Source organism: Sphingopyxis sp. JAI128 (assembly GCF_014207235.1).
In the GTDB taxonomy this organism is placed as follows: domain Bacteria; phylum Pseudomonadota; class Alphaproteobacteria; order Sphingomonadales; family Sphingomonadaceae; genus Sphingopyxis.
The window spans coordinates 252,392-272,847 of record NZ_JACHDA010000002.1; the positions used below are offsets into that span (position 1 = coordinate 252,392).

Sequence of the window (20,456 nt, forward strand, 5' to 3'; positions counted from 1 at the left end):
TCAGAAGCGGTAGCGGAGTTGCACGCCATATTGCCCCGGCTCCCCGTAGATCGAATTGATGAAACCCGAATTATTATAGCCCGGATTGGCGGTGACCCGATATTCCTTGTCAAAGATGTTGGTGCCGAAGATCGCGGCATCGACGGGGGCGCCGAACATATTGTTCCACTCGAACCGCAGGTTGACGAGACCATAGCCCGCGATGGTGTCGAACGGCTGCGCTTCGGGCGTCACGCGCTGGCTCGACTGATAGGTCCAGTTGGCGTTGAACGCCATTTCGCCCACGCCTTCGACCGCCGGCAGGTCGATCCGCCCGTTGAGGCTGAACTTGTGCTTAGGCACGAACGAGAAAGGCGTGCCTGACAGGTCGCGGCTCGGCTGCGCCGCAGTCAGTGCCTGCGGAATTGCCGGGATCGCAATCGAATCATATTTTAGATATTTCGCCGAATTATAAGAATAGACCGCGCTCAGCGTCAGCCCCCGCACCGGGACGAGTTGGCCTTCAAATTCAAGCCCCATCACCCGCGCCTTTTCGGCATTGGTCAATATGTCCGAACCCGCGATCGACGCCCGCTGGATCACCTGAATGTCGTTATACCAGGTATAGAAGGCAGAAATGTTGGTCCGCGCTTTCGCCTCACCGCCAAGATCCCAGTCCTTCTTCACCCCGACTTCGAGATCGGTCACCTGCTCGGGGCGCACTGCAAACAGCGGATGCTGCTGGCCTAGAAACAGCGATACAATCGGGTTGCTCGCACCCGATTTGTAGCCGCGCCGCGACACGACATAGAGCAAGGTTTCGGGATTCGCCTGCCAGTCGAGGCCGATCTGCCATGTCGGCCCATCACTCTTGCCGCTGAAGGTCGGCGTCGTGCAATTGGGATAATAGAGGCTCGGGAAGCCGCCGGCGGCTACTGCCTGAAACGCGTCATAGGTGCAAAGATTGGCATTGAGGCCGATCACCTGCGCCGCCTGTGCGGGTGTGATCACCCCGAGAGCGGCAAGCCGGTTGAAGACCTCATAGCTTTGCGGGTCCTGATACGCCTGGATATCGCCGCCGAAACGATCCCATGTCCAGCGGAAGCCCGCGGTCGCAGTAAGATCGGGCGTAAGCTTATATTGCATCTGCGCATAAACCGCCTTGCTGCGCCCATCGACATGCGCGGTCGGCTGCAGGCCGAGCGCCGGCACAAGCGGTGTAGGAAGACCCAGCGCGGCCTGGAGCGCGGGAGGCAGGATCAGCGGGCCGCCGCCAAGGAGGCCAAGCTGCTGCATCGGGTTGACGGTCTGAAACGTCAGCGGCGACGGGGTCTTCTGGTCGAGGAAGAAGCCGCCCGCCTGGATGCGCAGCGTCCCGTCGTCATAACGAAGCTGCAGTTCCTCGGTAATCGTCCGGAGGTTGTTGTTGTAGCTTCCGGGATAGGCGCCAAGCAGGTCGGCGATCGGCAGCGGCGTTGAGTCGCGGTCGGTGGCGCTCGTTGATCGCGTGCGGGCATAGCTGAAGACATTCTTGAGCGTCAGCCTGTCCGAGAGGTCGAATTCGGTGTTGTTTAGCGCAAGAAAGTTCTTCGCCACCTCGCGCGTCGGGACGCTGAGCGCGGTGCTGCGAACCCCCCGCGCCTGCTGTTCGATCAGATAGGGCTGAAGCAGCGCCGCATAGGGACGGGCGGGATTGACCGCGAGCAGGATGCTGCCGCCGCCATGCTCTTTCACATCGACATAGCTGACCGACGTGTAGCTACGAATCGTCTCGGTCGGGTTGAACTGTAGCCCGAAACGCAGGCTATAATTATTGCGATTGAGATAGTCGAAGCCGGTGACGGCATCGCGAACGTAACCGTCGCGCTTGTCGAACTGTCCGGCGACCCGAATCGCCAGCACGTCATCGACGAGCGGAATATTGAGCGCTCCCTGCCCGCTGCGGCGATCGTAACTGCCAAGCGTCAGGTCGACATAGCCTTCGACCACGCCCATCTTCGGGTGCACCGGCTCGAGCAGCACCGCACCGCCAGTGGTGTTGCGGCCGAACAACGTGCCCTGCGGCCCTTTCAATACCTGCAGCGAGGCGAGATCATAGAAGCTGCCCGGACCGCTGACGCTTGTCGGAACTTCGGCGAAATAGCCGACAACCCCGGGCCCGCTGCCCGTGCCCGGGCCGCCGTTGCCGCCCATGCCGCGAATCGAATAGGTTTCCTGATTGCGTGCGACGTCGCCAAGGACCGACAACGACGGTGTGAAATTCTGGAGATCGGTGCCGTTGTTGACGCCCTTTTCGCGCAGGCTTTCCTGGCTGAAGGCGGTGATCGCAATCGGCACTTGCTGCGCGCGTTCGTCGACGCGGCGTGCCGTTACGATGATTTCGTCGAGACCACCCCCGGACGAATCGACCTGCGGCGCATCCTGCGCCAGGACCGGCGACGGAACGGCCACGAGCACCAACGGCGCGGCACCCCAGTAAAGCGACATCAGAAACTTGCGCGTGATTGCCATCGATCATCCTCCCTCGACGAGCTATGCCGCCCGTTCGCCTATTTGATAGTTTTTTATGAAATGCATTTCAACAACAAGTTTCATGATACCGTGATCGCGCATTGCGCACGGGGCACCTGTGCCATATGAACGGCGTATGGTGGCACAGAACAGCGATAGGATTGCGATACCACGCTCGACGCGACCGACGATGGAAGACGTTGCGCGCATTGCAAAAGTTTCAAAGCCAACCGTATCACGCGCCCTGAGCGGTAGTCCGCTCGTCAATGCCGAGACGCGTGAGCGCGTGCTCGCGGTCGCGCGCGAACAGGGCTATGCCCTCAATCGTCACGCGCAAAATCTGCGGCGCGAACGCGCCAACGCAATCGCAGTCGTGCTCGATTTCGGATCACACCGGCAAGGCGCAATCGGAGACCCCTTCATCTTCGAACTGCTCGCCGGCATTTCGGAAGCTCTATCGGTGCGCGATCTCGATCTGCTGCTCTCGCCATCGGGACTCGACACGGTCGAGGGCTTTGTCGATCTCTATCAATCGCGCGGCGCCGACGGCTTTATCGTGCTGGGACAGGGCACTCGCGATGCCCTGCTGCAAAAGGTCGCGCGCAAGAATATTCCCATGGTCGTATGGGGCGCAGTCAGCAAGACGAGCAGCTACTGTGCAGTCGGCAGCGACAATGACTTGGGCGGGCGGCTGGCGGGCGAACGCTTCCTTGCACATGGCCGCCGCCGCTGGCTGTTCGTCGGCAGTTGTCAGCATGAGGAAATTCGCCTGCGTTTCGAAGGGTTGCAGGCCGTCGCCAAGGCGAACCAAGGTATCAAGATCGACGTTCTTTCGATTGAATCCATGGCCTTTTCCGCAATCCACGATCAGGCAAACGCCTATCTGAAAGCCTGTGTCGATCCCCCCGACGCAGTCTTCGCCTTCTCAGATACCGCGGCGATGGCAGTTATCGGCGCGTTCAGCAAAGAGGGACATTTGACGCCGCGCGACTATTCGCTCGTCGGCTACAACGATATCCCGCCTGCGGCGCACTTCACCCCGGCCATCACCACCATAGCGCAGCAGACTGGCGTGGCGGGGGCGCTGCTGGTCGAAAAGCTGATGCAGACTCTGGACGGAAGTCGTCCGCGACCCGCGATATTGCCTACCCTGCTTGTCGCGAGGCAGACATAATCGGGCCGGACGGGGAAATCATCCGCCCAGGAACGAACAATGGCGCAGAAGCTGGGCGGCGGCTTTGCGATAGTTGACCGGACGAACCAAACATTCGAAGCGAGGTGCGTAATTGCCGCTCACCGGCCAATTGGCGAGCGTCCGCTTGCAGGTGACACGCGCGATCCATCGGAATGTCCAAGATCAGGCGCTTGATCGACGCGTTCGCCTGCTGGCCGAGCCATTGACCGAGAATTCTAGCGGCTGTTCCCGAAAATATTTGCCATTCAGTACTTCGACGAGACCAACGCCGTGATAGCCTTTGCGAGCATGTCCACATCGCCCCGCCCATTGAATAGCGCCGGCGTGATCCGAACGCACGCGCCGCGCGCCGGCCCCGTGCGATGCACCGAGAATATCCGGTGATCGTCGAGCAGACGCTTGGCGACCGGGACATTGTCCGCTTCGCTGATGCGGCCGGTGAGACGGAAAGATGTGATACCGCCGTGCAAACGAGGATCGGCCGGGGTTAATATGTCGATCCCCGGCGTCCCGCGCAGCGGTTCTGCCCAGAGATCGCGCAAATAGCGCAGGCGCGCTGCGCGCGCCGCATCGCCGATCGCGTCCTGAAAATCGAGCGCGGCAGGAACGGTGAGCTGTGCCGCGAAATCGACCGTGCCCGTGTGGACGCGCGCCTGGCTGGTCGCGGCAAATGGCGGCTCGTTGGCGATATCGGGGTCGATCAGGTCGATCTTCGCCTTGCGGATATAGAGTGCGCCGACGCCCAGCGGAGCACCGATCCACTTGTGCAGGTTCAGCCCGACGAAATCGGCGTCGAGATCGGGTAGCGAAAAGTCTAGCTGCCCCCAACTGTGCGCCGCGTCGACGATCGCATCGACGCCCCGCGCGCGCGCCATCGCCACGATTTCGCGGACCGGAACGACGAGGCCGGTCCGGTGGCTGAGGTGGGTGAGCAGGATCAGTCGGACGTGGGGATTCGCCTTGAGCGCGGCTTCGTAGCAGTCGATCAGTCCCTGATGCGTCGCGGGTTCCGGAAGCGCGATGCGCACCACATCGACGCCGCGGCTTTTCTCCAGCGAGTCACAGCACGCCTGCATGCTGTCATAGTCGAGGTCGGCGTAAAGCACCGCATCCCCGGCGTGCAGCCGGTTATACCCGCCGATGAGCGCTTTTAGCGCCTCGGTCGCGTTGCGCGTAAAGGCGATTTCTTCGGGCGCGACACCCAGCTTCGCCGCGACGCGCGCGCGCACCGCGAGAAGATCGGGGAAAAGTCCGCGGCGGGCATAATAGCTCGTTGCACGGTTCACGCGCCGGACGGCGGCTTCATATTGTTCGAGCACGGGCCGCGCCATCATGCCCCAATTGCCGTTCTCGAGCTGGATGATGTCCGGGATCACATCGTACTGCGCCGCAACCTTCGCCCAATAGGTCTCGTCGTCGGACCGCGCGCCCGCCGGCAGCGGCGCAGCGTCCAGCCGCCCCGCCACCGGCGCCGCCGCGGCGCCCATCAGCATCTGCCTCCGGTTGAGCTCCACGCCCGCTCCCTTCGCGTCAGAAATTGATTCCGAGGCGGACATAATATTGGCCGCCGTCGGTGTCATAGGGGGCGTTTCGCGAATAGATGAGCCCGCGCACTGCTTGGTTGGTCGCCTCGTCGGGGTAGGTGTCGAAGATATTCTCGGCCCCCGCGCGGATCGACAGATGATCGTTCAACTGGACGCTCGCCGACAGGTCGAACATCACCATCGATCCAAAGCGCTGGAAGATGTCGCCCGTCGCATTCCCGCTGACGTCGGTCCACGCGCCGTAATAGCGCGCGCGGCCCTGCAATCCGAAACGGCCGATCGTATAGCCCAGCGAAGCAGTGCCATTATGCTTGGGCAAGCGGTCTTCGAACAGGATCCGCTGCGTCTCGTTGCCGATCGACGCGCTGGTGCCGCTCGTCACCCGGGTCTGGTTGTAATTATAGGCAAGGCTAAGATCGACCTTGCCCGGACCCAGGTCGCGCGCATAGGCAAGCACGACATCGATCCCTCGCGTGCGCGTATCGAAATCATTGGTGAAATAGGTGACCGCCGTGAAGCGCTGCGGATTGGGAAGGTCGGCGGGTACCGCAAAGGTCCTCGACTGGCCGAAGCGATCGCGCAGCTTGATCTGATACAGATCGACGCTGCCCGTCAGCCCAAAATCCGACTGGAAGGTCAATCCGGCGGTCAGCGTTCGTGACTTTTCGGGCGTCAGCGGCTTCGCGCCCAGGGCGACCGCGATGGGATCGGACGGCGACAAGCGACCGGTATTGAAAATCTGGAGTGTCGTGGTGTCGAGGCCCTGCGTCGTGCTCACCGCATTGAGCTGCGCGGGTGTGGGCGCGCGGAAACCCGTGGACCAGGTTGCGCGTAGCGCCACACCGCCAAGAGGTTCGAGCCGCGCCGAAAGCTTGTAATTGAACGTGTCGCCAAAGGCCGAGAAATCCTCATATCGCCCCGCCGCGCCGAGCGTCAGCATTTCGGCGGGTCTGACCTCGACATCGACATAACCGGCGTAGCTCGTCTGCGACCACTCCCCCGTATTCAGCAGGCTGAAGCCCGGAAAGCCGTTGCTGTTCGGCGCCAGTCCCGTCGCCGCGCCCGGTCCGATCGCATAGGAGGCCGGATCGCCGGGCCGGATCGCGTAGGTCTCCTTGCGCCGCTCGGCGCCGAACGCGATGTTCGCGGGCTCGATCAGTCCCAAAGGCAAGCGGTAGACGAAATCGGCGTTCAGGTTGAACTCGCGCTGGCGCAAGCGCCCGAGATAAAAGCTCGTCGGGCTGTCGGGGCCAAGCGAAGCATTGAGCGACTCGCTCAAATTATAGTTGATGCGGCTGCGGCCGAGCGACGCGCCGAGGTCATAGGTGAAGGCATCGCCAGCCTCGCCTCGCAGACCACCCGCGGTCTGGAAATCGTCATATTCGGTGCCGAAACGCGGAGTAAAGCCGGCGGGATAAAGACTTGTGAAGCTGAAGCCGGGGAACGCCGTGCTCGGATTATAGACATTTGCGGTGCCCGCAGGGTTGCGCCAGTTGAAGTCGGTGACCCCCTCCCCGTTGGTCATCGTCCCGAACGCATAGAGCGTCGCGCGGTCGGCGATTTCATAGTGGGCGTTCACGCTGCCGCGCACCGACCTGAGGTCCGGCTGGCCCCAACGTTGCACCGGGTTGGGCACGTCGATATCCGGGTTTGCCGCCTGGAAGGCTTCGGCGTCCGGCCGCTGCCGCGTGCGCGAGGTCGCATCGGACTTCGCAAATTCGCCGGTAAAGACGAGCGTTCCGCGGTCGCCAAGCGCCACGCCGCCCTGCCCGCCGGTCTGATAGCTCTGGCCGTCGCCTTCATAATAGCTCGAATATTGGCCGAAGGCGGCCATGCCGGGTTGGTCATCGAGAATGATATTGATGACACCCGCGATCGCGTCCGATCCATATTGCGCCGACGCGCCGTCGCGCAGCACCTCGATCCGCTTGATTGCAAGGTTGGGGATCGTCGCAAGATCGGCCGCCTGCGCGCCGCGCGTGCCGAGCAGCGCCGAGCGGTGATAGCGCTTGCCGTTGACGAGAACGAGCGTCTGGTCGGGCGACAGGCCGCGCAGCGTTGCCGGACGGACGAACGCCTGACCGTCTGCCGCCGGCAGGCGCTGCACGTTGAACGAGGGCAGGAGCTGGGCGAGCGTATCCGACAGGTCGTTCGATACGCTGCTGTCGATCGCGCGGCCCGACAGGACGTCGATCGGCGCCAACGTGTCGAACTGGGTCCGCCGCGCGTCGCGCGTGCCGGTGACAATGATCGTTTCGCCCTCGGCGCTTTCGGTATCGATCGGAGCCGCCTCTTGGGCAGAGGCCGTTGCAGGCGCAGCAAATTGCAGCGCGACAAGCGCGCAGGCGGTGAGACTTTTCATGGATGCTCCTTGGATCTCGACGGGGAGAGTTATGTTTTGATTGCCGTCGCGCCCTAAGAATTCATTGTGACAAACAGGTGTCTATATATGCATGCAGAGGGGCCGAGCTGCCCATGGGCAGATGACCGCCGGGACAGTCGAAACATCATCGATTGATTCGACGATCTGGGCGTGCGTCGCATGGCGTGAATCGGAAATCAAAAGCTGGATGGCCGGACGGCGCGCATCCTGAAGTCCGGGCGGACGCTGCCTCGACAAGCCGAAACCCCGTCCGCCGCCTGGCCCGCCGCAAAAGCGCGGAACGGCTTTTGCCCTGGACCGACGAGGAAACCGCCGCATATGAAAAGAGATGTCCCGTCGGCGCTCGCGAGCGACTTGCCTTTGCCCTGCTCTTGCACGCCGCCGTGCGCCGGTCGGACATGATGAATACCGGCCCCCCCAAACCGCGAAGGCGACCAACTGAGATTGAAGCACGAAAAGAACGACAGCGACACGTCGATACCGATCGCGACGAGTTGGCAGCGGCTGTCGCTCCATGCGAAGAACCACAAGGCCCCTATCTACAGACGATGCACGGCACGCCCAATACGGCAGATGGCTTCGGCAACAGGTTTCGCGAGCGCGGGATCGAGGTTTGATCACGACGAAGGGCGCCGGTGACCGGCGCCCTCCACCCTGCCCTTAGGGAAGGCAGTTTTACTTCTTCTGCGTATCGCCGACGCCGGTTTCGGACGGGGCGATTTCGCCATTGTCGTCCATCGCATTGGCCTTTTCCTCGCCCTGCTCTTCGACAATATCGGCTTTCTGTTCCATCGCTTCCTTGGCGGGACCTTCGGGCATGGCATCGGCCTGATCATCGATCGCGTCGGCCTTGGCTTCGGCCTGGTCCTCGACCTTGTCGGCGGCGGGGCTCTGGCAGGCGCCGAGCGCCAGTGCCGATGTGGCGGCCAGGGTGACGAACAGCTTTTTCATCGAAACTCTCCCTCTGATGACTGTCTCGCTAACGCAGCACGTCCAAGAGGGTTGCACCGCGCGATTATCGCCGCGATGCCACGATGCGCGCGATCATGTCCTCGTCGCGAACGCGGCGCCAGCGCGCCTCGACGAAGCTGTGGATGCCGAAGAGGAAAAGGCCTGCAGCAACGAGCAGATAAAGAGTCGGATTGTCGGTGAGCGCCGAGAGCGCGTCGCCGAGCCCCTTGACCTCGCCGGCCGCACCGAACCATCCCGCGCGCACGAGCGAGACGCCGATGACGGCGAAGACGACGGCGCGCGCCGCAAGCCCTGCGCGCCCGACCGGCACGGCCCATGCGGGCGCACCCGCATCGAGATCCCGGGCGAACTCTCTGGTCCATGCCCCGATCGCCTGCTTCGCAGCCGCCGCGAGAAAACCCGCCCCGACGACCCCAAGCAGCACGCCGCCGAGCGGCAGGTCGAGCAGCATGACTGCCGCTTCCTTTTCGCGGTCGTTCTCGGCGCCCTCGCCGATCGCGAGGGGAAGCGCCGCCCAAGCCAGAATGAAATGGGCGACGCCGCTCGCGGCATAGCCGGTTCGCACGGCGACGCCCTTCGCATCCTTGCCTTTGTTCTCGCTGTCGAGCGCCGCGCCGTAAAGGCGATAGGCGCCGTAAAGCGCGAGCCCGATAGCTAGCAGGACCCGCAGCATCGTGCCGGCCGGCATGTCGCGAACCGACCGGAACACCGCTTGCGGGCTGGCATCGGTGGCCGCCGAACCGGTGAGCGCGATCCACGCGAGCAGACAATAAACCACGCCGCGCGCGAACCATCCCGTCCGTGCGAAAGTCTCAAGGCGTGCGAGCCTGTCCATCATGAATATCCTCAAGAAGGTCCCGGCAAGCGAACGCTCGTCGCCCGGCGCAGTTCCTCCCGCCCGCGCGACCAGGCGAAAACCGTCAAGACCCCACCGGGGCCAGTGCCCTTCCCGGCCGCCTCACAATCGGCATAACGCCGCAAAGGTCCGAAAGCGATGAAGGTTGCTTTCGGGATCGAAGCGCGCAGCTCCAGACCTCAGCTTCGCGCAAAGGCATCGGCCACGAAATCGCGCCCGGCGCGAAGACCGACGGGGTCGACGCTATGCCCGACGCCATAAGAGATATGCGTCTTCACCTCGACCCCCAGCCGCGTAAGCTGGCTTTCCGACAGGTGAAGGGCCGCGATCGGAACGACGGGATCGGCTGTGCCATGCACCAGCAGCACCGGCGGCGGCGTGGAGACGCGATGGCCAAGGTCGGCCGCGCCCGCGAGCATGCCCGAATAGCCGACGATCGCGGCAACGGGGCGCGGCCGCCGCAGCCCGATCTGGAGCGCCATCATCGTACCCTGGCTGAATCCGACGAGGGCAAGATCGGCCTCGGAGAGATCATATTGCGCGAGCTTCCGGTCGATGAAGGCGTCGATCGCGGGCGCTGCTGCTGCGGCGCCTGCAGCCAATGCCGACGGCGCGAAACCCGACAGACCCCACCATTGATAACCTGTCCCCATCATCGAGCAGCGCTGCGGTGCGTGCGGCGCCAGAAACAAGGTATCGGGGAGCGCGTCCTGCCACGGCGGCGCGAGCGATATCATGTCCGAACCGCTCGATCCGAACCCGTGAAGCAGGAGCACGATATTCTTCGGGGCCGCGCCAGAACGGGGCTGCAAGCTGGCGCCATTGACGATCCTGGACACGGCATTCCTTCATCATTGTGGGCAAGATTTGCCAAGTGGTATCGCCCGGCGGCCCCGCAAGGTTCACCAAGCCCCTGTAAAAATCCGGTTCACGGTTTTCCACCCGTGGCTGTATGCGCCGGTCCGGGGGGACCGCGATCGGAACAGGCAAACGCAGGCACTTTTGCGCGCCCCTCGATTCTCACGCTATAACGCTTCCGACGTTCGGGCGTGAGGAACCATTCGGCCGCTATTCGCGATCATTCGTTCCAACTCAGGATAAGCCGGCCGGCGGCCGGCACGACATAATCGATGCGATCGCCCGTCTCGCTGCAAGGCCGAGGGCGATCGCCGTCGACGGTCGCGACATTGGTCGTGGGCAGCGCTCGCCGGCCCGCGCGGACGAAAGACAGGCGCGCCGTGAATGTCTCGAGGCGGTCGAGCCGGATCGAGATGATGTGCTCGCCCGTTCGCTCGCTCGTTCGGATGAAGTGGTCGCAATAGAGGAGAAACGGCGCGCCCTCGACTTTGTGAAATGCGGACGTCGCGAAGATGAAGGCAGCACCCGCGCCATAGATTTCCTGTCATGATCGACAGACCGGGCAGGGTCCCGAAATCGGTGAGCAAATACCTCCGAACCTGGTCCGGCCTCAAAAATCGACATAACCTGGGTTAAATGAGGTCCGCATTCCGGCACAGTATGACTTCGGCGCTGCAACCCCGCCTGTTGCCGGGTGTTGGGCTTGGTAGAATCTTAGCCCTCGGCCACGCGATTGGCACAGCGCTTTCGAGCGCATGACCCGCCGGCCGAAGGGTCGGCAGCAAGGTGCAGCAATGCAGGATATTTTCCAGCACGGGAACATGATCGGGTCACCCCATCCAGTCGCCCCCTCTTTGCCTCCGGCCGCACCCTGTATCGGGCGCGACCGACCCCCCTTTTCCCCCTTCGATGATTTCGGCATCGAGATCCCACGCGGGAACGACCGATGATCCAGCCCGTCATCCTGTGCGGCGGGGCCGGTACCCGCCTATGGCCCGCATCGCGCGGCGCGCGCGCGAAGCAATTTCTCGACATCGTCGGCGAAGACAGCCTGTTTGCCCGCACGCTCGACCGCGCGGCAGGTCCCGGCTTCGCTGCACCGCTCGTCGTCTGCGGCGCCGCGCATGTCGACATGGTCCGCCAGCAATCGCGAGGACGCCGGATCAGGCTCATCGTCGAACCCGCTGCGCGCAACACCGCGGCAGCGATCGCGCTCGCAGTCGCATCGGCGACCGATGACACCCTGCTGCTTGTGATGCCGAGCGATCATATCATTGCCGACGTCCCAGCCTTTCGCGCCGCGATTACAAAGGCGGCGGACCTCGCTCGCGATAGCTGGCTTGTCACGTTCGGGATCACTCCCGACCGCCCCGACACCGGCTTTGGATATATTGCGAGCGGAGTCGCGCTGGGGGACGCCGGCTACGCGGTCGCCCGCTTCGTCGAGAAGCCGCCGCTCGCCGAGGCCGAAGCCATGCTGCGGCAAGGCGGCCATAGCTGGAACGCCGGCATCTTCCTCTTCGAGGCCGGCCGGATGCGCGAGGCGATGCTCGCCCATTGCCCCGCAATATACCGCGCTGCCGAAGCCGCCACCGCGAATGCCGTGCATGATGGCGACGCCGTACTCGCGGCGCGCGAACAGTTCGAACAGGCGCCGGCGGACTCGATCGACTATGCCGTCATGGAAAAAGACGACCGCGTCGCCGTCGTTCCGGTTTCGATGGGCTGGTCGGACCTTGGCAGCTGGCAGGCCGTCCACGCGATCGCCGGATGCGACGAGGCCGGCAATGCGTGCACCGACGATCTCTTCGCCTATGACAGCCGCGGATGCTTCGTTCGCGCGCCCGGCAAGCGCGTGTCGCTCGTCGGCATGGAGAATGTGGCGGTCATCGTCGACGGGGACGATATTCTCGTCATGCCGCTCGACCGCTCGCAGGATGTCCGTGCCGCGGCGAGTGCGCGCGGCTGAGGCGCTGAGAAAGCGGTCGCATTTCAAAGGCCTGCTGCGGATGACATCCAGTCGACGGGGCGGCGCCCGACCGACCCTCCAGTAAGGCCTGGCAGCGATGCGCGCGCTAATGAACCAGCGGCCCCGATCCCGATGCCACTCCTCCAGCGATACGTCGGGATATTCATCAAAAGCGTGCGCCCGCGGATCGAGTTTCTAAGCCGCCTCGATCCAATCGGCGCGGTGCGTCAAATGGCTCCGGTCATGCGCGCTGGCCAAGGCATCGGCCGCCCGGTCGAAGGCGAGCTTGGCATGATACCGCGCACAGGCGGAATAAAGGGCGGGATTCCCCTTAGCGAGCGCCTCGAGCGCGAACTGGAGCCGCAACTGGACCTCGATCAGCGCCGCGCCGTCGCGCGCGATCGGATTGAAGAAATCGTCGAACAGATCGCTTGTTTCCAGATCGCGCGCGTACAGCCGCTCGAAACATGGCAGTTCCTGATCGGCGCGAGCATCCGAATAGGCCTGGAACACCCGCAAGCCTGCGCCGATCACTTCGATTGCTGTCCCGGGGTCGTTCACGGCAGGCGATAAAGCCCGCGACGCGATCTCCGACAGAACGATCAGTCCAAAGCGCGGATCCTGATCATATTCGCGATCGGTATCGACCGTGAAACAAGCGGCGATCGCTTCACGGCACTCGGAACCCTGCGCCGGAAAGACGTGCGCCACCTTTCGTACGCCATGGATGAACGATCCGGGTAGAACCGCGATATGAATCGTCACGTCATAATCCGTCGCGATGTCGTTGAGCGCCGACATGTCGATATGCTGGAGATAGCCTGTGACGCGGCAGACGACGGGGGCGGCGCCTTCGGGGACCGGCGTCCACGTGCGGGCGCCGAGCCTCGGCAAACCGCCCCATTGCTCGGCAGGCCCCCGCGCTGCCTTTTCGACGCGCTTGATCGTATCGCCGACGCGGCCGAATTTGCCCAATTGCTCGATCCAGCGAAGCAAGGTCGCGGTGATGATGAAGAGAACAGCCAGCGTTGCGACGAACAGGATGACGCGTCCCTGGTCGCCATACACACCGGCGGCCACACCGATGATGCCGACGATACTGAACAGGAAGCTTCCGACGAAGGTCGCGAGCGTGTTCTGGGCGACGGAATCGCCCAGAAGCAGCTTGGTCGATCGCGGCGTCACATTGGACGCCGCCGCCGAATAGGCCGATACCATGATCGAAAGCGAGAATGTGGTGACCGCAAGCATGCTGGCGGCGAGAATATTGAGAATATTGTCGACCGAGCCTGCGGCTAAAGTGAGGTTGATGTCGTAGGGTATATAAGGCCCGGCGACCGCCGCCAGCAATGCGGTACCCACCGCGGCCAGGCTGAACATCGTGGCGCGGACCCAGATTTGCTTTTTGAACTGCCGGAGCAGCCAAGTCGTGCGGCCGATGATGGATATGTTGCCGTCGCTCATGGCCACAGCTCGAGACCGCCGGTGAAAAGTCGCGGTCGCCCGCTTCCACGCGGTCGCGCTCGCTGCATACGATCGGCGCGATGCTTGGGAAACTGATCTTGAAAACGCACGTCTTGAAGCCCCCTCATTGCCGCAAGGAACAGCCTCGGAATGCCCCCAGCGCGAAATTGTTCCCGTCCTCGGCCTGTCGGGAGCGCCGCCAGCGGGGTCGAGTCCTCGCGCTTGGGACCCGAATCTGCAGAAATAACGACACGGCGAGGCTACGACCGCCCATGATCGCCAGCGGGCTGTCGGTGGGTAAACCGACGGCTGCGAACGCCGCTTGGTCAACCAGATGGATCGTTAACGTATTGGCGATGACCGTTGATCTTCACAGTGACAGGCTGTCTAATCATCCGGCATAGGCGAACTTCCGGTCGAACATCTGAAGAACGGGGTCATCGCCGGCAGGCGCAGGGGAATAGACATGGACGGACTCGCGATCACGCCATTTGATGCGGCCGCGATCCTGATCGTACTCGCGGCGGCATTGGGTTACGCCAACCATCGTTTCCTTCGCCTTCCGACAAGCATCGGCCTGACGGTAATGGGCGCTATTGCGTCCTTGCTGGTCGTTGGACTTGATCGCGTGCTCCCTGGAAGTTCGGTCGCCGGCGATATTGTCGCCTTCATCGCCGGGATCGATTTTCATTCGGCGCTGATGGACGGCATGCTGTCCTTCCTGCTGTTCGCCGGCGCGTTGCACGTCGACTGGAGCGAGATGCGGCGCGGTCGCTGGCCCATTCTCGTGCTCAGCACCATCGGCGTCCTGATTTCCACGATTATCGTGGGGGTGGGCTTTCAGTTCGTTGCCGGACTTGCGGGTTTTGCCATCCCGTTGATCTGGTGCCTGCTATTCGGCGCTCTGATCAGTCCCACCGATCCCGTCGCGGTCATGGGGATCATGCGCGAGACCGATGTGCCGCCGATGCTTCAGGCGACAGTTGCAGGCGAAAGCCTCTTCAACGACGGAGTCGGTGTGGTGGTATTCGCGATCATTCTGTCTGCGGCAATGAGCGGCGAAGCGCTGTCGCTGTCCCAGGGCCTCTCGATGTTTGCTCTCGAGGCCGGAGGCGGCATCCTGCTTGGTCTCGTGACCGGATGGGTCGCGTTTCGCGCCATGCGGTCGATCGACGATTATAAGACCGAGGTGATGATCAGTCTCGCGGTCGTCATGGGCGGCTACGCGCTCGCTAGCCAGCTGCATATCAGCGGACCGGTGGCGATGGCGGTGGCCGGGCTCATCATCGGCAATCATGGTGTCGCCCACGCAATGAGCGACGTGACGCGCGACTATCTCCTCAAATTCTGGGGGCTGATCGACGACATATTGAACGCGCTCCTGTTCCTGCTCATCGGTCTCGAAGTGGTGACCATCCCTTCCGACGCGCGGCTTATCCTTTTGGGTCTCCTGACCATCCCGCTCATCTTGGTGGCGCGCGGTGCGGCCGTGTTGCTGCCGCTGACGGCGATGCGGCCGTTTCTGTCGCTTGGCCGCCTGGCACCTATCACGCTGATCTGGGGCGGATTGCGCGGCGGCATCTCGATCGCGCTCGCGCTTGGCCTGCCCGATACCCCCGAGCGGCCCTATATCCTTGCGGCCACTTACATCGCAGTGCTGTTCTCGGTCATCGTCCAAGGCGGCACGATCGGGCGCGCAATTAAGCGCCGCGGAACAGCGGCGGAACTGGCATCGTCAGCTCAGACGGGGCGATAATCGGGCTGATCCGTGCCGCTCCGACAGCGCCGTGAAGCGTCCGGCACGCGGCGGCGCCCCTGCCCTGTCAGTCGATCGCCCGGATGATATCAGCCGCGCGCCATTCGGCGGGTCCGATCAACGCGTCATGCGCAATCCGTACCGAATGGAGCGCGGCTTCGATCTGGCGTCGCCACATGGCCAGAAAATCGAACAGCACCGGAAAGTCCGGCGGAAGATCATAATCCTGCCAGACGTACAGCTGGAGCAGCGAGGGATGATCGGGCCGGTAATAATGGATCTCGGCGGTGGTCAGGCCATAACCATCCAACTGCGCGATCAGCGCCCGGTCGGTCATGGCGCACGCGCCTCGCCGCCGTCGAGCGAGCGGAGCGCCGCGAGCACATCGTCGACCGGCACGGCACGGCGCGCGCCGGGCGGCTTGCGGAGCGCGGGCTTATTGCGGACCGACGCACGATCCGATGCCCAGGATGCAAGAAGAGCGCGCTTGACCTCGGGCTCGAGGCTCGGGTGATGCGCCACGTCAAAGGGGTGAAGAAAACGGGAAAATGGCTCGGACATGATCGTGCCTCCTTCCTTGTCGTCATTCCTTTCTCGCCGTGCGGCAAGGCGCCGCAGGACAGATTTTGGGAGCGAAGCGAGTCGAGTCAAGAGGGTTCGGGCCGTTGAAAAGCGGCATATGATTCTCGCTAGAGCCGTCATCAAAAAATTTTTCGCCGGCCCTCTTGAAGCAAAAAATTCCGCTTCCTAGCTCATCGGCGCCGCGCGTCCCGGACAGGCGCGCGGTCTGTATCATATCGTTATGCAACATGGAGGTTATGCATGCATTTCCGTCCCTTGCACGACCGTGTGGTCGTCCGCCGCATCGAAGCCGAGGAAAAGACCTCGGGCGGCATCATCATCCCCGACACCGCCAAGGAAAAGCCGCAGGAAGGCGAAGTCGTCGCCGTCGGCCCGGGCGCCCGCGCCGAAGACGGCACGGTCACGGCGCTCGACGTCCAGGCCGGCGACCGCATCCTGTTCGGCAAATGGTCGGGCACCGAGGTGCGCATCGACGGCGAGGACCTGCTCATCATGAAGGAGAGCGACATCCTCGGCGTGATCGAGCAGGCCGCGGCGCTCAAAAAGGCGGCATGACACCGCATCCATCCAGCAACTGAAAGGGCATCAATAAGGAGGTAGAAATGGCTGCCAAGGAAGTGAAATTTGCGTCGGACGCGCGTGATCGCATGCTGCGTGGCGTGGATACGCTTGCGAATGCAGTGAAGGTCACACTCGGCCCCAAGGGCCGCAATGTCGTGATCGAGAAAAGCTTCGGCGCGCCGCGCATCACCAAGGACGGCGTGACCGTCGCGAAGGAAATCGAGCTTGTCGACAAGTTCGAGAATATGGGCGCGCAGATGCTGCGCGAGGTCGCCTCGAAGCAGAACGACAAAGCCGGCGACGGTACGACGACCGCAACCGTGCTCGCCCAGGCGATCGTTCGCGAAGGCTCGAAGGCGGTCGCCGCCGGCATGAACCCGATGGACGTCAAGCGCGGCATCGATCTTGCGGTGACCAAAGTCGTGGAGGACCTCAAGGCGCATGCCAAGTCGGTCGAGGCGAACAGCGAGATCGCGCAGGTCGCGACCATCTCGGCCAATGGCGACGAAGAGGTCGGCCGCATCCTCGCCGAAGCGATGGAGAAGGTCGGCAATGAGGGCGTGATCACGGTCGAGGAAGCCAAGAGCCTCGCGACCGAGCTCGAAACGGTCGAGGGCATGCAGTTCGACCGCGGCTACCTCAGCCCCTATTTCATCACCAATGCCGAGAAGCTCAAGGTCGAGCTCGACGATCCATACATCCTCATCCACGAGAAGAAACTCTCGAACCTGCAGACCATGTTGCCGCTTCTCGAAAGCGTCGTGCAATCGGCCCGGCCGCTGCTCATCATCGCCGAGGATATCGAGGGCGACGCGCTGGCGACGCTCGTCGTCAATCGCCTGCGCGGCGGCCTCAAGGTCGCGGCCGTCAAGGCGCCGGGCTTCGGCGACCGCCGCAAGGCGATGCTCGAGGATATCGCGGTCCTCACCGGCGGCAATGTCATCAGCGAAGAGCTCGGCATCAAGCTCGAGAGTGTGACGATCAACATGCTGGGGCGCGCCAAGAAGGTCGTCATCGACAAGGACAACACGACCATCGTCGACGGCGTCGGTGCGAAGGCCGACATCGACGGCCGCGTCGCACAGATCCGCCAGCAGATCGAGACGACGACGAGCGACTACGACCGCGAGAAGCTCCAGGAGCGGCTAGCCAAGCTCGCGGGCGGCGTCGCGGTGATCCGTGTCGGGGGCGCGACCGAGGTCGAGGTCAAGGAGAAGAAGGACCGCGTCGACGACGCGCTCCACGCGACGCGCGCGGCGGTCGAGGAAGGCATTCTTCCCGGCGGCGGCATCGCGCTGCTCCGCTCGCTGAAGGCGCTCGAAGGCCTCAAGGCCGCGAACGACGACCAACAGTCGGGCATCGACATCGTCCGCCGCGCGCTGCGCGCGCCGGCGCGCCAGATCGCCGACAATGCGGGCGAGGACGGCGCATGGATCGTCGGCAAGCTGCTCGAAAGCGAGGAGTATAGCTGGGGCTTCAACGCCGCGACTGGCGAGTATCAGGACCTCGTCAAGGCCGGCGTCATCGACCCGGCGAAAGTCGTGCGCACCGCGCTGCAGGACGCCGCGTCGGTCGCCTCGCTGCTGATCACCACCGAGGCGCTCGTCGCCGAGCTGCCGAAGGAAGAGAAGGCCGCGCCGATGCCGGCGATGGACTTCTAAGCAATCGGAGGGCGGCGATCTTCGCCGTCCTCCCACGTCTTGGCGAGAAGGAGAATGAGGGAGATACGTTATGCCCTTTGGCGGACAAAGCGTTCGAAGCTGCGCAGTGCAAATCAAGCTTCAGCACGGCAGGCAAGCCGCCTTCCTTGTCGCCCGTCAGGCTCGGTGGGCGCGCGAGCGCGGCAATGACGAAGAAATCGCGTTCTGGGACGCCGTCCAAGAAGACCTGGGCCGAAATCTCTCGCGCCACTGAGGAGGACTCCGCACACGAGGAACTCCGGGTGCCCGCAACGTGATTGGGCAACAGGACTGACGACGCCGATTGGTCGCCGACAACAGGCGCTTGATGTGAGCTGCAACAGCTTCACAATTATAGGGGCTTTGGGGACGTGATACGATCCCGGCCATCGACGGTGCCCCAGCTCACTCTCCCGTGCGCCGCCAGCATCGCCGCGTGCCGACAGCGATCGACGCATCTTCCGCCTTCAGGCAGGAAAGTCGAGCGTGCAGCAGACGCCTTCGGGACGAAACTCGATCTCGGCACTGCCCCCCTGTCCGCGCAGCGCCCGCTCGAGCATGCGGGTGCCGAAACCGATGCGAAGCGGCGGCGCCACCGGCGGGCCGCCCTGCTCCTGCCAGCGGAGGCGCAGCCGGTCGCGGCTGTCGTGGTTCACGATGTCCCACCGGACATCGACTGTGCCGGCATCGCCCGACAAAGCGCCATATTTGACCGCATTGGTGCCGAGTTCGTGGAGCGCCATCGCCGCGAGCAAGGCGCGCGACGCCGGAAGCTCGGCATCGGGTCCCGAAGCAGCGATGCGTCCCGGTTTCATCTTGTCGAAAGCGTGGAGCGCGCGCTCGATCATTTCACCCGCCGAGACGTTGCCCCAATGACGTTCGGTCAGCAGATCGTGCGCTTCGGACAAGGCGCGTACCCGGGCCTCGAACGATTGGCGCTCGGCGGACGGGGTTTCCCTGAAAGTCTGCGCCGCGATCGCCTGCACCATCGCGAGCGTGTTTTTCACCCGGTGACGCATTTCCGCGAGGGTGAGCTGAAGATGTTCCTCCGCCCGCGCGCGCGCCGCAATCTCGACCCGCGCCGCCTCGTGGAGATGGGCATTGTCCATTGCGACCGCGGCCTGCGCGGCGACCGCCCCGACCAGTTCCTCGACTTCGGCGCTGAACATGCCGGGCTCGTCATGCCCGAAGAAAAGGCCGCCAAGCACAGCACCCGACCGCGAGACAACAGGAACGGCGAGATAGCTCACGACGGGCAGATGTCCTTTCGGCATGCCGTGATGCGGCTCGCTCTGGCCGTAGCGGGGATCGAGACGGATATCGTCGGACCGGATCGTGCCCTCGGCGCGGAAGGTCGGATCGAAGACGGCCGTGTTGCGCGGCATTCCGAAGCGCTCGAACGCCTCGCGCGGCGCGCCCGAGAGCGAGAAGAGCTGATAGCTTTCGCCCGCTTGGTCGAGGACATTGTAGAAAAAGGCACCGAAGCGCGCGCCGCTGAGTTCGGTCGCAATGTCGGTCACCGCCTGCACGATGCGCTCGAGGTCGAGGTCCTGCGAGACGAGCTGCGCTGCGCGGTTGAGCTGCCTCAGCCGCTCCGCCTGGCGCGAAAGCTGCGCGTCGATGGCCTTGCGCTCGGTAATGTCGCGCGCGATCTTCGAGGCCCCGATGATCGTGCCGTCGGGTCGCCGAACCGGCGACACGGTGATCGAGAGATCGACGAGGCTCCCGTCCTTGCGGCGGCGCACCGTTTCGAACGGCTGGACACGCTCGCCCGCCTTGATGCGCTCGATGATCGCGGTTTCTTCGCTACGCCGCTCTTCGGGGATGAGCGTGAGGATGGACTGGCCGATGATTTCGGTGACACTATAGCCGAACATGCGCTCGGCGGCGGGGTTCCAGCTGGTGATGATGCCGTCGAGATCCTTGCTGACGATCGCATCGTCGGATCCTTCGACAAGCGCGGCCAGATGCGCGCCGCTTTCGAAATTCGACCCGCTCGGCGCAAGCCGGTCGTCTCCGGTTTGCGGTTCGATCACTTGACCGGCCTGCATCCATTAGCCCCCCATCCTGGCGCCTCCCGAAACGGGAATATGATTTGCGAAGAAACCCTTGAACGCCTGATGCGTTCCGCCGACACATCGCCGAGC

General features: G+C 63.5%; 15 protein-coding genes. 5 read left to right on the top strand and 10 right to left on the bottom strand.

What is annotated here, in order from left to right; genetic code table 11:
- Positions 1 to 2,490, bottom strand: a complete 2,490-nt coding sequence (locus HDC35_RS05130) for a TonB-dependent receptor (RefSeq protein ID WP_184644374.1) — start codon at positions 2,488 to 2,490, stop codon at positions 1 to 3.
- 190 nt (positions 2,491 to 2,680) lie between these two features.
- Here HDC35_RS05130 and HDC35_RS05135 point away from each other — a divergent pair, with 190 nt between their 5' ends.
- The gene (locus tag HDC35_RS05135) at positions 2,681 to 3,664 is read left to right on the top strand and encodes a LacI family DNA-binding transcriptional regulator (RefSeq protein WP_184644376.1); all 984 of its coding nucleotides are present in this window, start codon (positions 2,681 to 2,683) and stop codon (positions 3,662 to 3,664) included.
- Positions 3,665 to 3,930: 266 nt separating this feature from the next.
- Here HDC35_RS05135 and HDC35_RS05140 read toward each other — a convergent pair whose 3' ends face one another.
- From HDC35_RS05140 to HDC35_RS05160, 5 genes are all read right to left on the bottom strand, one after another.
- Positions 3,931 to 5,199: an aminotransferase class V-fold PLP-dependent enzyme gene (locus HDC35_RS05140; RefSeq protein ID WP_311770716.1), complete on the bottom strand. Its 1,269-nt coding sequence runs from the start codon at positions 5,197 to 5,199 to the stop codon at positions 3,931 to 3,933.
- 16 nt (positions 5,200 to 5,215) lie between these two features.
- Positions 5,216 to 7,591, bottom strand: a complete 2,376-nt coding sequence (locus HDC35_RS05145) for a TonB-dependent siderophore receptor (protein WP_184644381.1) — start codon at positions 7,589 to 7,591, stop codon at positions 5,216 to 5,218.
- 696 nt (positions 7,592 to 8,287) lie between these two features.
- Positions 8,288 to 8,563 (bottom strand): hypothetical protein, encoded by a 276-nt coding sequence (locus HDC35_RS05150; RefSeq protein ID WP_184644383.1) that lies wholly within the window; start codon positions 8,561 to 8,563, stop codon positions 8,288 to 8,290.
- 64 nt (positions 8,564 to 8,627) lie between these two features.
- Positions 8,628 to 9,422, bottom strand: coding sequence for a DUF1206 domain-containing protein (locus HDC35_RS05155; protein ID WP_184644385.1), 795 nt, complete (start codon positions 9,420 to 9,422; stop codon positions 8,628 to 8,630).
- Positions 9,423 to 9,619: 197 nt separating this feature from the next.
- Positions 9,620 to 10,279 carry a dienelactone hydrolase family protein gene (locus HDC35_RS05160; protein ID WP_311770717.1) on the bottom strand — a complete coding sequence of 220 codons (660 nt, stop codon included), beginning with the start codon at positions 10,277 to 10,279 and terminating at the stop codon, positions 9,620 to 9,622.
- Between the two features lie 965 nt (positions 10,280 to 11,244).
- Here HDC35_RS05160 and HDC35_RS05165 point away from each other — a divergent pair.
- A complete protein-coding gene (locus tag HDC35_RS05165) occupies positions 11,245 to 12,267 on the top strand; it encodes a mannose-1-phosphate guanylyltransferase (protein ID WP_184644387.1) in 1,023 nt (340 codons plus the stop codon).
- A gap of 195 nt (positions 12,268 to 12,462) precedes the next feature.
- Here HDC35_RS05165 and HDC35_RS05170 read toward each other — a convergent pair whose 3' ends face one another.
- Positions 12,463 to 13,731: a DUF2254 domain-containing protein gene (locus HDC35_RS05170; protein WP_221438131.1), complete on the bottom strand. Its 1,269-nt coding sequence runs from the start codon at positions 13,729 to 13,731 to the stop codon at positions 12,463 to 12,465.
- A gap of 466 nt (positions 13,732 to 14,197) precedes the next feature.
- On the opposite strand from HDC35_RS05170, the gene HDC35_RS05175 reads away from it, so the two are divergent.
- A complete protein-coding gene (locus HDC35_RS05175; protein WP_184644389.1) occupies positions 14,198 to 15,487 on the top strand; it encodes a sodium:proton antiporter in 1,290 nt (429 codons plus the stop codon).
- Positions 15,488 to 15,554: 67 nt separating this feature from the next.
- Here the strand turns inward: HDC35_RS05175 and HDC35_RS05180 are convergent, their stop codons facing one another.
- The gene (locus HDC35_RS05180) at positions 15,555 to 15,824 is read right to left on the bottom strand and encodes an usg protein (protein WP_184644391.1); all 270 of its coding nucleotides are present in this window, start codon (positions 15,822 to 15,824) and stop codon (positions 15,555 to 15,557) included.
- Positions 15,821 to 16,048: a hypothetical protein gene (locus HDC35_RS05185; protein ID WP_184644392.1), complete on the bottom strand. Its 228-nt coding sequence runs from the start codon at positions 16,046 to 16,048 to the stop codon at positions 15,821 to 15,823. Before HDC35_RS05185 ends, HDC35_RS05180 begins: the two co-directional genes overlap by 4 nt.
- 261 nt (positions 16,049 to 16,309) lie before the next feature.
- Between HDC35_RS05185 and groES the strand changes: the two genes are divergently transcribed.
- Together groES and groL are read left to right on the top strand one after the other, a co-directional pair.
- Positions 16,310 to 16,624 (top strand): co-chaperone GroES, encoded by a 315-nt coding sequence (gene groES, locus HDC35_RS05190; RefSeq protein ID WP_184644394.1) that lies wholly within the window; start codon positions 16,310 to 16,312, stop codon positions 16,622 to 16,624.
- 47 nt (positions 16,625 to 16,671) lie between these two features.
- A complete protein-coding gene (gene groL, locus HDC35_RS05195; RefSeq protein WP_184644396.1) occupies positions 16,672 to 18,291 on the top strand; it encodes a chaperonin GroEL in 1,620 nt (539 codons plus the stop codon).
- Between the two features lie 485 nt (positions 18,292 to 18,776).
- Here the strand turns inward: groL and HDC35_RS05200 are convergent, their stop codons facing one another.
- Positions 18,777 to 20,360 carry a PAS domain S-box protein gene (locus HDC35_RS05200; RefSeq protein WP_184644398.1) on the bottom strand — a complete coding sequence of 528 codons (1,584 nt, stop codon included), beginning with the start codon at positions 20,358 to 20,360 and terminating at the stop codon, positions 18,777 to 18,779.
- Between the last annotated feature and the right edge of the window lie 96 nt (positions 20,361 to 20,456).

What these genes read in the sequence shown, in the direction of transcription:
- HDC35_RS05155 (WP_184644385.1), bottom strand. Translation starts at nt 9,422, where the DNA reads ATGATGGACAGGCTCGCACGCCTTGAGACTTTCGCACGGACGGGATGG.
- HDC35_RS05175 (WP_184644389.1), top strand. Translation starts at nt 14,198, where the DNA reads ATGGACGGACTCGCGATCACGCCATTTGATGCGGCCGCGATCCTGATC.
- HDC35_RS05145 (WP_184644381.1), bottom strand. Translation starts at nt 7,591, where the DNA reads ATGAAAAGTCTCACCGCCTGCGCGCTTGTCGCGCTGCAATTTGCTGCG.
- HDC35_RS05200 (WP_184644398.1), bottom strand. Translation starts at nt 20,360, where the DNA reads ATGCAGGCCGGTCAAGTGATCGAACCGCAAACCGGAGACGACCGGCTT.
- HDC35_RS05170 (WP_221438131.1), bottom strand. Translation starts at nt 13,731, where the DNA reads ATGAGCGACGGCAACATATCCATCATCGGCCGCACGACTTGGCTGCTC.
- HDC35_RS05135 (WP_184644376.1), top strand. Translation starts at nt 2,681, where the DNA reads ATGGAAGACGTTGCGCGCATTGCAAAAGTTTCAAAGCCAACCGTATCA.
- groES (WP_184644394.1), top strand. Translation starts at nt 16,310, where the DNA reads ATGCATTTCCGTCCCTTGCACGACCGTGTGGTCGTCCGCCGCATCGAA.
- groL (WP_184644396.1), top strand. Translation starts at nt 16,672, where the DNA reads ATGGCTGCCAAGGAAGTGAAATTTGCGTCGGACGCGCGTGATCGCATG.
- HDC35_RS05130 (WP_184644374.1), bottom strand. Translation starts at nt 2,490, where the DNA reads ATGGCAATCACGCGCAAGTTTCTGATGTCGCTTTACTGGGGTGCCGCG.
- HDC35_RS05185 (WP_184644392.1), bottom strand. Translation starts at nt 16,048, where the DNA reads ATGTCCGAGCCATTTTCCCGTTTTCTTCACCCCTTTGACGTGGCGCAT.
- HDC35_RS05165 (WP_184644387.1), top strand. Translation starts at nt 11,245, where the DNA reads ATGATCCAGCCCGTCATCCTGTGCGGCGGGGCCGGTACCCGCCTATGG.
- HDC35_RS05180 (WP_184644391.1), bottom strand. Translation starts at nt 15,824, where the DNA reads ATGACCGACCGGGCGCTGATCGCGCAGTTGGATGGTTATGGCCTGACC.
- HDC35_RS05150 (WP_184644383.1), bottom strand. Translation starts at nt 8,563, where the DNA reads ATGAAAAAGCTGTTCGTCACCCTGGCCGCCACATCGGCACTGGCGCTC.